This window comes from Shinella sp. BE166, from assembly GCF_051201095.1.
In the GTDB taxonomy this organism is placed as follows: Bacteria; Pseudomonadota; Alphaproteobacteria; order Rhizobiales; family Rhizobiaceae; genus Shinella; species Shinella lacus.
In genome coordinates, this window is the sequence record NZ_JBPEHL010000005.1 from 380,436 (window position 1) to 392,652 (window position 12,217).

General features: G+C 64.1%; 11 protein-coding genes. 5 read left to right on the top strand and 6 right to left on the bottom strand.

The window, feature by feature from the left end:
- Window position 1: 1 nt before the first annotated feature.
- Window positions 2-817 carry a tetratricopeptide repeat protein gene (locus J2Y63_RS15960; RefSeq protein ID WP_435266876.1) on the bottom strand — a complete coding sequence of 272 codons (816 nt, stop codon included), beginning with the start codon at window positions 815-817 and terminating at the stop codon, window positions 2-4.
- Window positions 818-954: 137 nt separating this feature from the next.
- Between J2Y63_RS15960 and J2Y63_RS15965 the strand changes: the two genes are divergently transcribed.
- From J2Y63_RS15965 to J2Y63_RS15975, 3 genes are all read left to right on the top strand, one after another.
- Window positions 955-2,346, top strand: a complete 1,392-nt coding sequence (locus J2Y63_RS15965; protein WP_435266877.1) for a leucyl aminopeptidase family protein — start codon at window positions 955-957, stop codon at window positions 2,344-2,346.
- 68 nt (window positions 2,347-2,414) lie between these two features.
- Entirely contained in the window at window positions 2,415-2,765 is a 351-nt protein-coding gene (locus tag J2Y63_RS15970) for a MarR family transcriptional regulator (protein ID WP_319322882.1), read from the top strand.
- 7 nt (window positions 2,766-2,772) lie between these two features.
- The gene (locus tag J2Y63_RS15975; protein WP_435266878.1) at window positions 2,773-3,627 is read left to right on the top strand and encodes an NlpC/P60 family protein; all 855 of its coding nucleotides are present in this window, start codon (window positions 2,773-2,775) and stop codon (window positions 3,625-3,627) included.
- A 4-nt stretch (window positions 3,628-3,631) separates the two neighbouring features.
- Here the strand turns inward: J2Y63_RS15975 and J2Y63_RS15980 are convergent, their stop codons facing one another.
- The 5 genes from J2Y63_RS15980 to J2Y63_RS16000 form a co-directional block, all read right to left on the bottom strand.
- Window positions 3,632-4,585 carry a 2-hydroxyacid dehydrogenase gene (locus tag J2Y63_RS15980; RefSeq protein WP_435266879.1) on the bottom strand — a complete coding sequence of 318 codons (954 nt, stop codon included), beginning with the start codon at window positions 4,583-4,585 and terminating at the stop codon, window positions 3,632-3,634.
- A gap of 20 nt (window positions 4,586-4,605) precedes the next feature.
- Window positions 4,606-6,240, bottom strand: coding sequence for an ABC transporter ATP-binding protein (locus J2Y63_RS15985; protein WP_435266880.1), 1,635 nt, complete (start codon window positions 6,238-6,240; stop codon window positions 4,606-4,608).
- Window positions 6,237-7,376, bottom strand: coding sequence for an ABC transporter permease (locus J2Y63_RS15990; RefSeq protein WP_435266881.1), 1,140 nt, complete (start codon window positions 7,374-7,376; stop codon window positions 6,237-6,239). Before J2Y63_RS15990 ends, J2Y63_RS15985 begins: the two co-directional genes overlap by 4 nt.
- Complete coding sequence (locus tag J2Y63_RS15995; RefSeq protein WP_256118324.1) at window positions 7,376-8,452, bottom strand: microcin C ABC transporter permease YejB; 1,077 nt, start codon at window positions 8,450-8,452, stop codon at window positions 7,376-7,378. The genes J2Y63_RS15990 and J2Y63_RS15995 overlap by 1 nt, the downstream gene beginning before the upstream one ends.
- 153 nt (window positions 8,453-8,605) lie before the next feature.
- Window positions 8,606-10,456, bottom strand: a complete 1,851-nt coding sequence (locus tag J2Y63_RS16000; RefSeq protein ID WP_435266882.1) for an extracellular solute-binding protein — start codon at window positions 10,454-10,456, stop codon at window positions 8,606-8,608.
- Window positions 10,457-10,637: 181 nt separating this feature from the next.
- Between J2Y63_RS16000 and mepA the strand changes: the two genes are divergently transcribed.
- The gene (mepA, locus tag J2Y63_RS16005) at window positions 10,638-11,705 is read left to right on the top strand and encodes a penicillin-insensitive murein endopeptidase (protein ID WP_435266883.1); all 1,068 of its coding nucleotides are present in this window, start codon (window positions 10,638-10,640) and stop codon (window positions 11,703-11,705) included.
- Between the two features lie 83 nt (window positions 11,706-11,788).
- Entirely contained in the window at window positions 11,789-12,169 is a 381-nt protein-coding gene (locus J2Y63_RS16010) for a methylglyoxal synthase (protein WP_435266884.1), read from the top strand.
- Window positions 12,170-12,217: the final 48 nt, after the last annotated feature.

Below are 12,217 nucleotides of genomic sequence, written 5' to 3' on the forward strand. Positions count from 1 at the left end.
GTTAGTTGGTATTGCCGCTGTCGTCGGAGGCGAGTTTCTTCCACGCGTTCTGCTGGGTCAGCATGGAGCGGAGATAGGCAACGTTCGCCTCGGCCTGTTCGGAGGTCAGCTCGCGGCGCGCGATGTTTTCCGCCTCCTGGAAGCGGCCCTGTAGGCCGACGGCGAGGGCCAGGTTCTGGCGAACGCTGCTGTCGGCGCCGGGCTGTGAGGCCGCGGAATGCAGATAGGTCTCGGCGGTCTTCAGGTCCTTTGCCAAGAGGTAGGACATGCCGAGATTGGACAGCACCGAGGGCTCGTTCGGGTTGAGATCGAGCGCCTCGCGGTAACGCTGGCGGGCGTCGCCCGCGCGGCCGAGCTGGTCGAGGATCGCGCCTTCCGCGGATTTCAGCTTCCAGTCCGGCCGGTCCGGTGTCTGGGCACGCATGATGGTGTTCAGCGCCTGTTCGAGCTGGCCGGCCGCGGCCTGCGCCTTGCCATAGGCTGCGAGCACCTCGCGGTCGTTGGGATTGCTGATGGCGACCTGCTGCATGACGGCGAGCGCCTGGTCGTTGCGCCCGTTCATGCGCAGCACATTGGCATAGTTCATGCCGACGGTGCGGTCCTTCGGGTTCTTCTCGTAGGCCCGGCCGTAGCTGTCGGCGGCGCCGCGCAGTTCCGTCGTGTTCATCTCGGAAACCGGCTTCGACATTTTCGGAATGGAGCCGGTGGTGAGGTTGCTCTTGCCCGCGCAGCCGGCCACCGCGACGGCGATGGTCAGAAGTGCTGCACCCTTGAGGAGCCCCGAATAGAAGGATGAACGCGTGAGGCAAGCGGCCATGATTAAGTCCCCGAAGCGATTTCCGCATGTCACGGCGGTTAAGGAATCACGCCGCAATCTTCGCTCCAGCAATAATCTGTTAACCCTAACAGAGTGTTAATTGGCCGATTCTCTCGGCTCTCTTCAAAGGTTTCGCCATGGCCCCCTTCCAGTTCATCGACCGGCCCTCTCCCTTCAACACGAAGAACGGGAAGACCCTGCCGATCTTTGCGATCACCCCGGCCCATATCGAGACCGGAACGATCGACCCGATCGCGCTCGACTGGGCGAAGAAGGCCGGCTTCAAAGCGGAGTCCGGCGCGCTCCTGATGGTGCCGACCGCCGACGGGCATCTCGGCGGCGCCCTGTTCGGCCTCGGCCGCAACCCCTCCGACGCGCCGTTCCTGACGGGCAAGCTCGCCCGCGCGCTTCCCGCCGGCGACTGGCATATCGAGACCGCGCCGCTGACGGCCAATCGCCTGGCGCTCGGCTACGGCCTCGGCAGCTATCGCTTCGAGCGCTACAAGGCCTCCGCCTCCGAAGCGCCGACCCTGCTCATCCCCAGCGACGCCGACGCCACCGACATCAAGCGCCAGCTCGCCGGTGTCTTCCTCGCCCGCGACCTCATCAACACCCCCACCAACGACATGGGGCCGGACGCGATGGAAGACGTCTTCCGGGCGCTCGGCGCGCATTACAAGGCGAAGGTCTCGGTCATCACGGGCGAAGACCTGCTGAAGGAGAACTTCCCGCTCATCCATACCGTCGGCCGCGCCTCGGCGCAGGCGCCGCGGCTCCTCGAACTGCGCTGGGGCAAGAAGGGCCACAAGCGCGTGACGCTCGTCGGCAAGGGCGTATGCTTCGATACCGGCGGCCTCGACATCAAGCCCGCCTCCTCGATGCTGCTAATGAAGAAGGACATGGGCGGCGCGGCAAACGTGATGGGCCTTGCGCTGATGATCATGGATGCCAAGTTGAAGGTGGATCTGCGCGTGCTGCTGCCGGTCGTCGAAAACTCGATCTCAGCCAATGCCTTCCGCCCCGGCGACATCTACAAGAGCCGCAAGGGCCTGACCGTGCAGATCGACAATACCGACGCCGAGGGCCGCCTCATCCTTGCCGATGCGCTTGCCTATGCGGACGAGGAGGAGGCCGACCTCGTCATCGACATGGCGACGCTGACGGGGGCCGCCCGCGTGGCGCTCGGCCCGGACCTGCCGCCCTTCTTCACCGACGACGGCGACCTTGCCCACGACATCACCGAGGCGAGCCTGACGGTCGACGACCCGATGTGGCGCATGCCGCTCTACATGGGCTACGACAAGGATGTTTCCGCCCGCATCGCCGATCTCACCAATGCCCCTTCCGGCGGCATGGCGGGCTCGATCACCGCGGCGCTGTTCCTGAAACGCTTCGTCACCCGCAACAAGCGCTGGGCGCATTTCGACATTTACGGCTGGGCGCAGGCCGAGCGGCCGCATTCGCCCGTCGGCGGCGAGGCGCAGGCGATCCGCGCGCTCTACCACCACCTGCGCAAGGCGACCGCTTGAGAGGAAGACTTTCCTTCGGGGGAACGATACGGTAGCGTAACGAAAATCCGCTCGCATCCGGAGGAGCCGTGCCGGTAGATCTGACCCCAACGCAGGCGCTCGGCCTCTGGCACGAGGTGACGCTGCAGCAGGTGCATCAGGACGGGCGCGACCTGACGTTGCGCCAGCTCGCAATCCTGCTGGAAATCTACCTCGTGCCGCCGCCGCATACGGTGCGGGGGCTCGCGGCGAAACTCGGCGTGACCAAGCCGGTGATCACCCGCGCCCTCGACACGATGGGCGAGCTCGGCCTCGTCACCCGCATGCGCGACGACCGCGACCGCCGCAACGTCGTCATCAAGCGCACCGTCGACGGCGCGCTCTATCTCGAACGCCTGGGCGACCTGATCATCGCCCGGGGCCGTGCGCAAACCCTGTGAGACGACCATGACCACCCTTCCCGACCGCCGCCTGAATGCCTATCGCCTCGACCTCGCCGAGGAGGCGCTGCGCGGCACCGTCGCGGCGGAACGTTATGTGGCGGGGACGCCGGCGCGGATCGCCGATCCGGTCGCAGCACTCCGGCCCCGGCCGGACCTCGCTGCCGGCATCGATACGCAACTGCTGTTCGGCGAGGACGTTCGCGTGCTCGACCGGGCGGATGGCTGGGCCTGGGTGAAGTCGGATTTCGACGGCTATGTCGGCTATCTGCCAGAAGCAGCACTTGTCGAGGATGAACAGGCTGCGACCCATATCGTCGCCGTGCCGCGCAGCTTCGCCTATTCCGGCCCCGACCTGAAGACGCCTGCAGCCTTTGCGCTGTCGATCGGAAGCCGGCTAACGGTTGTCGGCGAAAGCGAGACGCGCGGTACACGCTATCTCACGCTAGCGGGCGGTCAGTCCGTCGTGGCCGGCCATTGCCTGGCCGTCGGCGAGACGGCGGGCGACGACTATGTGTCCATCGCCGCCCGTTTCCTCGAAACGCCCTATCTCTGGGGCGGGCGCTCCGGTTTCGGGCTCGACTGCTCGGCCCTCGTGCAGCTTGCGATGATGATGACCGGCCGCACGGCACCGCGCGATTCCGATATGCAGGCTGCCGGCCTCGGCACACCGATCGAGCGCGCGGACCTTACGCGCGGCGACCTGGTCTTCTGGAAAGGCCATGTGGCGATCATGGAAGACGACAAGACCATCCTGCACGCCAACGGCCACACGATGACCGTCGCGCGCGAAGGGCTGGACGCGGCAATTGAGCGCATCGGCTGGCTCTACCAGCAGCCGACCGGCTACCGCCGGCCTTAGAGCTTCAATACCCCGCGCTACGATCGACGAGATGCTCCAGCGGCTTGCCGCTTTCGAGCCGCTCGATCTGTCCGGCCACATGGCGGAAGAGCGCGGCGACGTCGGAGGCTGCCGCAGCGTGCGGCGTGATGACCACCTTGTCCATCGACCAGAGCGGGCTTTCGAGCGGCAGCGGCTCCGTCTCGAACACATCGAGCGAGGCGCCGCGCAGCGTGCCGTCATTGATGCTGGCGACGATATCCGCCTCCACCTGGCTGCCGCCGCGGCCGGCATTGATGAAGACCGGCGCACCGAGGGGACCCTTGCGGCTGAGGCGGGTGAAGAGGCCGGTGTTGAAAATGCCCTTCGTGTCCGGCGTCAGCGGCAGCAGGCCGACGAGAATATCGGTCTTGGCGAGAAAGGCATTGAGACCGCTCGCATCGAAGGTCTCGAAACCATCCACCTGCTTGCGGCTGCGCGACCAGCCGATGACGTTGAAGCCAAGCGTATTCAGCTTCGCCGCCGCATCCTGCCCGAGCACGCCAAAACCCATGATGCCGACGGTCAGTTCTTTGGCTTCCGGCTGCACGAGTTCGCGCCAGACGCGCTTCTGCCGCTGCGCCTCATAGGCCTGATGCTGGCGCAGATGCAGCAGGCACTGCAGCACCACCCACTCGCTCATGCGCGTCGTCAGCGTATCGTCGACGAAGCGCACCAGCGGCACGTCCGGCAGGCCGGGCAGCGTCAGCACATGGTCCACGCCGGCGCCGCCGGAGAACACGACCTTGAGGTCCTTCGCGCGCGAAAAGAGATCGGCACCCGGCCTCCAGACCACGGCATAATCGATGCCGGAGAGGTCGCGCTTGCGGCTGCCGGGGTGCAACAGGTTGATCACCTCCCGGTCGGCAAAGGCGCCCTTGAGCGCGGCCGCAACCTGCTCCTGGTCGAATTTCAGATCGATGATGACCGGGCTTTTCATGGCATTTCTCTTTATGTCTACTACTGGCGGATGCTGTCGGCGCGGATGGCTTCCAGATCGAAGGCGGCGGCCATCAGTGCCTTGGTATAGGCCTCGCTCGGCCGTTCGATAATATCCTTCGCCGGCCCCTTTTCGACCACGCGCCCGGCCCGCATGACGATGATGTCGTTGGCGAGCGCACGCACGACCTTCAGGTCGTGGCTGATGAAGAGATAGGCGAGATTGTGCTTCACCTGGAGGTCACGCAGGAGTTCCACCACCTGCGCCTGCACGCTCATGTCGAGTGCGGAGGTCGGCTCGTCGAGCATGACGAATTCCGGCTTCAGCACCATGGCGCGCGCAATCGCGATGCGCTGGCGCTGGCCACCGGAGAATTCGTGCGGATAACGCCAGCGGGTCGTCGGGTCGAGGCCGGTTTCCTCCAGTGCGGAGGCAACACGATGATCGCGCTCGGCCTCGGAGAGCGATGGCTCGTGGATCTTCAGGCCTTCCGCGACGATATCGGAAACGGACATGCGTGGAGAGAGCGACCCGAAGGGATCCTGGAAGACGATCTGCATGCGGCGGCGCAAAGGCCGCATCTCGCCGAAGGAATGGCCGGCAATGTCCTGCCCCACGAAGGCGATGCGGCCCTGGGAGGAGATCAGCCGCGTCAGTGCGAGGCCCAAAGTTGTCTTTCCCGAGCCGGATTCACCGACGACGCCGAGCGTGTGGCCGGCGCGCAGTTTCAGGTCGATGCCATCCACCGCCTTCACATGATCGACGACGCGGCGGAGAAAACCGGCCTTGATGGGGAACCAGACCTTGACGTCCTCGGCTTCCATGACGATCGGCTGGGCATCGTCCGCCGGCCGCGGCTGGCCCTTGGGCTCGGAGGCGAGCAGGTGGCGCGTATAGGCGTGCTGCGGGTTGGAGAAGATTTCTTCCACCGGCCCCGTCTCGACGATCTTGCCCTTTGTCATTACGCAGACCCGGTCGGCGAACTTGCGCACGATGCCGAGGTCGTGGGTGATGAAGAGCATGGACATGCCGTGCTCTTCCTTCAGGTTTTTCAGGAGCGCCAGGATCTGCGCCTGTACGGTGACGTCGAGCGCGGTCGTCGGCTCGTCGGCGATCAGGAGTTCCGGCCGATTGGCGAGCGCCATGGCGATCATGACGCGCTGGCGCTGGCCGCCGGAAAGCTCATGCGGATAGGCGGCAAGCCGCTTTTCCGGCTCGCGGATGCCGACCTGGTTCAGAAGTTCGAGGATTTTCGTGCGCGCGGCCGCGCCCTCGATGCCCTGGTGCAGTTCCAGGATCTCGCCGATCTGCCGCTCGATCGAATGCAGCGGATTGAGCGAGGTCATCGGCTCCTGGAAGATCATCGTGATGTCGTTGCCGCGCACGTCGCGCAGCGTGGCATCCGACGCCTTCAACAGGTCCTTGCCGCCGAAGAAGATTTCGCCGGAAGGATGGCTGGCGGCAGGATAGGGCAGGAGCCGCAGGATCGAATTCGCGGTCACCGACTTGCCGGAGCCGGATTCGCCGACCAGCGCGACGACCTCGCCGCGCTGGATGTCGAACGAGACCCGGTCGACGGCGAGCGACGTGTTGCCGCCCTGGTGGAAGGCGACCGAGAGATCGCGGACGGACAGGATGGTTTCGGGAGCGCTCACCGGAAGGTCTTCCTCGGATCGAAGGCATCGCGCGTCGCTTCGCCGACGAAGATCAGGAGCGACAGCATGATGGACATGACGGCGAAAGCGGTGAAGCCAAGCCAGGGTGCCTGGAGATTGTTCTTGCCCTGCGCGATCAGCTCGCCCAGCGACGGCGCGCCCGGCGGCATGCCGAGGCCCAGGAAGTCGAGCGAGGTGAGCGTGGTGATCGAACCGGAGAGGATGAAGGGCAGGAAGGTGAGGGTCGCGACCATCGCGTTCGGCAGCAGGTGCCGGTACATGATCGTGGCATTGCCGACGCCGAGCGCACGCGCGGCGCGCACATATTCGAAATTGCGGGCGCGCAGGAATTCCGCGCGCACGACGCCGACGAAGCCGGTCCAGGAAAACAGCAGCATGATGGCAAGCAGGATCCAGAAGCCGGGCGGAAGGATCGAGGCGATGATGAGCAGGATGTAAAGCACGGGCATCGATGACCAGATCTCGATGACGCGCTGCATCAGAAGGTCGGTCCAGCCGCCGAAATAGCCCTGGATGGCACCGGCCGTGACGCCGACGATGGCCGACGCGATGGTCAGCGCCAAGCCGAACAGCACGGAGATGCGGAAGCCGTAGATGACGCGGGCAAGCACGTCGCGCGCCTGGTCGTCGGTGCCGAGCCAGTTGAGATTGTTCCAGTTGCAGTTCGGGTCGCCGGCACCGCCCGGATAGCCGGCGCAGCGCTCCGCCTCCGACATCAGCCAGAACGGCTTGGTCGGCGCGGAATGCGGAATATTGGAATTCGTCGTGTTGTAGGAATAGCGGATCGGCGGCCAGATCATCCAGCCATTGGCGTTAATCTCCTCCGCGATGAAGTCGGAGCGGTAGTCGGTCTCCGCCAGGAAACCGCCGAATTTTTCTTCCGGATAGTCGATGACCACGGGGAAGAGGATCTCGCCCTTGTAGGAGGCGATGACCGGCCGGTCGTTGGCGATGCCCTCGGCAAGCAGGCTCAGGACGAAGATGACGAGGAAGATCCAGAGCGACCAGTAGCCGCGGCGGTTCGCCTTGAAATTCTCCCAGCGGCGCAGGTTGGTCGGGTTGAGCAGGCCCTTGCGCGGTGGCGCGATCTGTTTTGCGTCGACGACGGCGCTCATCAGACGTCCCTCCGCTCGAAATCGATGCGCGGGTCGACCCAGGTATAGATGAGGTCGGAGATGAGGCTGACGACGAGGCCCATCAGCGAAAAGATGAAGAGCGTGGCGAAGACGATCGGATAATCGCGCCGCACGATGGAATCGTAGCCGAGGCGGCCGAGGCCATCGAGCGAGAAGATGTATTCGATCAGCAGCGAGCCGGTGAAGAAGGCCGAGATGAAGGCGCCGGGAAAGCCCGCGATGATGATCAGCATGGCATTGCGGAAGACGTGGCCGTAGAGCACCTGGCGCTCGTTGAGGCCCTTGGCGCGCGCCGTCGTGACATATTGTTTCTTGATCTCGTCGATGAACGAGTTTTTCGTCAGCAGCGTCGTCGTTGCGAAGGCCGAGAGCAGCAGCGTGATCAGCGGCAGCGTCATGTGCCAGAGATAATCGAGCGGCTTCTGCCACCAGGCGAGCGTATCGAAATTATCCGACACGATGCCGCGCAGCGGGAACCAGTCGAGGAACGAGCCGCCGGCGAAGAGCACGATCAGCAGGATGCCGAAGAGGAAGCTCGGCACCGCGTAACCGATGATGATGATGCCGGAGGTCCAGACGTCGAAGGCCGAGCCGTCCTTTATCGCCTTGTGGATGCCGAGCGGGATGGAGATGGCGTAGGAGAAGATGAGGATCCACACGCCGAGCGACACCGAGACCGGCATCTTCTGGGCGATGAGATCGATGACGGATGTGTTGCGGAAGAAGCTCTCGCCGAAATCGAAGCGCAGATAGTCCCACATCATCGTGAAGAAGCGTTCGAGCGGCGGCTTGTCGAAGCCGAACTGCTTTTCGAGCTTGGCGATGAATTCCGGATCGAGGCCGCGCGCGCCGCGATAGGCGCTGTCCTGCGAGAGTTCCTGCGACATCTCGGTTCCGCCGGAAAGGCGGTCGCCGGAACTCTGGTTGGTGAGGTCCGAGATCACCTGCTCGACCGGGCCGCCCGGCGCGAACTGCACGATGGCAAAGGAGATCGCCATGATGCCGAAGATCGTCGGGATCATCAGCAGGATTCGGCGAAGGATATAGGCGCCCATCAGCGATTGCCCGCCACAGCCTGTTGCCGGTCTTCTTGTTTTGGCGCAATCCCGTCGGTCAAGCCCAACCCTTCCGTTCTGCCGCCGCTCGCCGCGGCGGTGATTCGTCGTCGCTATATGGAGCCGAGGACGCCGCACGGCGCAAGCCCCGGCTCATTTCGCAGCATTTTTCGACCACCAGACATCCGGAAAGCCCAGGCCGTAATAGGGCAGTTCCGCAGGGCGCACGAGGTGGTTCCAGTAGGCGATGCGCTGGGCCTTGGAATAGAACAGCGGCACGACATAGTGATGCGCCAGAAGCACCCGGTCGAGCGCGCGCGTGGTCGCAATCAACTCGTCCCGGGTCGGCGCGAAGATGATCCTGCGGATCAGGTCGTCGATCGCCGGGTCGGAAATGCCGGCATAGTTCTTCGAGCCCTGCTGGTCGACGGAGGCCGAGCCCCAATAGTCGCTCTGCTCGTTGCCGGGCACCAGCGTCTGCGCCCAGATGCCGTAGATCATGTCGTAGTCGAAGCTTCTGACGCGGTTGGTATATTGCGACGCATCGACCGTGCGCATGCGGGCGTCGATGCCGATTTTCTTCAGGCTCGCCACGAAGGGCGCGACCGTGCGCTCGAAGGACGGGCTGGACAGGAGGATCTCGAAGGCGAAGGGTTCGCCGGTCTTGGCATTGACCAGCTTGTTGCTCTTCAGCTCATAACCGGCCTCCCTGAAGAGCGCGATCGCCTTGCGCAGGTTGTCGCGGACCTTTTGCGGGTCGCCGTTCACCGGGTTCGTGTAAGGCGTGGTGAAGACCGCGGCAGGAACCTTGTCCTTCAGCTCTTCCAGGATCTCCTTTTCACGGCCTTCGGGCAGGCCCGTGGAGGCAAGCTCGGTGTTCCAGAAATAGCTGTCGACACGCTGGTAGGCGTTATAGGCGAGGGTTTTGTTCAGGTCCTCGAAATCGAAGGCGTAGTTCATCGCCTCCCGCACCTTCTGGTCCTTGAATTTTTCGCGGCGCAGGTTCGGCACGAAGGCTTGCATGATGCCCACGGCGCGCAGCGGGTTCTCGATCTCCTCGCGCACCACGCGGCCATCCTTAACGGCCGGAAAATCGTATCGGGTGGCCCAACTGCTGGCACTGCCGTCGCGGAAAAAGTCGACATTGCCACCGCGGAAGGCTTCGAACTCGACGCTCCTGTCGCCAAAGAACGTGTAGGTGATCGAGCCGAAATTGTTCTGGCCGACATTCACATTGACGTTCTTGCCCCAATAGTCGTCGCGCAGTTCGAAGCGGATCGAGCCGCCGGCCTGGAAAGAGGCGATCTTGTAGGGGCCTGAGCCCATCACCGGTTCCAGCGTGGTGTTCGCGATATCGCGCTTGTTGCCCTTCGCGTCCTGGCCCTCCCACCAATGCTTCGGCACGATGGGGAATTGGCCGAGAATGTTCGGCAGTTCGCGATTGTTCTTCTCGTCGAAGCGGAAGGTCACGTCGCGCTCGCCGGTCTTTTCGGCCGAGATCACATGGCGATAGTAGTTCGAGAGAAGGGGATTGTGCTCTTTCGATTTTTCAAAGGAGAAGATGACGTCTTCCGCCGTGACCGGCTGACCGTCCGCCCATTTCGCTTCGGGACGCAGCCGGAATGTCGCGGAGGAATAATCGTCGGGATAGGAGACGCCCTCGGCGAGCAGACCGTAGGAGGCGGTGATCTCGTCCTCGGCGGATTTCAAGAGCGTATCGAAGACGAGCGACGTGACGGCGGTCGCCGCCTCGCCCTTGGAAAGGATCGGGTTGAACGTGTCGAAGGTGCCGGTTTCCGACATCTTCAGCTCGCCGCCCTTCGGCGCGTCCGCATTGACATAGTCGAAGCGCTCGAAGCCGTTCGGGCGTTTCAGCTCGCCGATCGTCGAAATGCCGGTGCGCCAGACCGGCTCCTTCGTTTCCTGCGCCTTCGTGCCGGTCGCGACCGCCAGCGACAAAGCCAGCGCCGTGCCGAACATCATTTTTCCGAAGGCTGAATGCATGCCAATTCCCTTTCAGTCGTTTTGCCGGAGCTTGCAGGAGAGAATAGGCAAAATCCGGGCAAATGACAGGCCCGCCATCAAAGCGGCGGTTTTTGCCGCCCCAATCCCGGCCAGTGATTCACTTCCGCGAAAGGATGATCCTTTAACCTTTCGCAACGATTGCGATTTTTGAGACCGGATTATGCCCGTGCATTCCTTGATTTCCCGACTGACGACCTGCCTGATCGCCGCCGGGCTTGCGCTGAGCGCGCTGGCCGGGCCGCTTGCCGCCGAAGAACGGCCGGCGAAGGAATTGTTTGGGGCCAAGCGCCTGCCGGCGAAGATGACGGCGAGCCCCTACGGTTCCTATGCCAAGGGCTGCATAGCCGGCGCCGTGGCGATCCCGACGGACGGGCCGGCCTGGCAGGCCATGCGCCTGTCGCGCAACCGCCGCTGGGGCCATCCGCAAATGATCGCGCTCATCGAGCAGTTTTCCGCCGACGCCCAGAAGCTCGGCTGGCCGGGGCTATTGCTCGGCGATATTTCGCAGCCGCGCGGCGGGCCGATGCTGTCGGGCCATGCCTCCCACCAGGTCGGCCTCGATGCCGACATCTGGTTCACGCCGATGCCCGACCACAGGCTTTCCGCCGCCGAGCGCGACGCCCTGCCCTTCACCTCCATGCTCGACAAGAGCAAGTTCCTGACGGTCGATTCGCGCCGCTGGACCTCCACCCATGCGAAACTCGTCATGAAGGCGGCAAGCTACCCGCAGGTCGAGCGCGTCTTCGTCAATCCGGCGATCAAGAAGAAGCTCTGCGAGACCTGGCAGGGCGACCGCTCGCTGCTCGGCAAGGTGCGGCCGATCTACGGCCATGACGAGCACTTCCACATCCGCATCAAGTGCCCGGAAGGGGCGGCCGACTGCAAGCCGCAGGCCCGCGTGCCGGCCGGCGACGGCTGCGATGCGTCGCTTGCCTGGTGGTTCACCAAGGAGCCCTGGGCGAAGCCGAAACCGAAGAAGGACGCCAAGCCCGTCAAACCCTGGTACGTCAAGATGTCGGACTTGCCGAAGGCCTGCCGCACGGTGCTCGCCGGTCCTTCGCCGGCGTCCGAACAGGAAGTGACCTACCAGGGCAATGGCGGCACCTCGACGGCGCTCGCCTTCTCCGGTGCAGGCGAAAGCGCCGGCCGCTCGATCGAATCGGTCATCGCCGCCGACACGGCGCTCCCGGCCATCGTGCCCATCCCGATCCCGCGGCCGTTTCAGTAAGCGATTCCACGGCGGGGCTTTTCAAGGTTCCGCCGCTTTTGTATAAGGCGTTCAAATCGATTTAAAACCGCCAGGGAACGCCCATGTCGCGCCAGAAATGCATTGCGCTCATCGCGCATGACGAGAAGAAGGACGACATGGCGGCCTTCGCGCGGCAGAACGAAGCCGTGCTGTCCAAGGCGAAGATCGTCGCCACCGGCACGACGGGCGGCAAGGTGCTGGAGGCCTGTCCGGGCCTTGACGTGACGCGGCTGAAGAGCGGGCCGCTCGGCGGCGACCAGCAGATCGGCGCCCTGATCGCCACCGGCGAGGTCGATCTCCTCATCTTCTTCGTCGATCCACTCACCCCCATGCCGCATGACGTGGACGTCAAGGCGCTGATGCGGCTTGCCATCGTCTACGACATTCCGATGGCGCTGAACCGCGCGACGGCCGAAAACCTGCTCGACTTCGCGACCGATTGACGGCAGCCTCTGCCCTCGATAGGCAAAATGCGGGACCATCCACGCGAA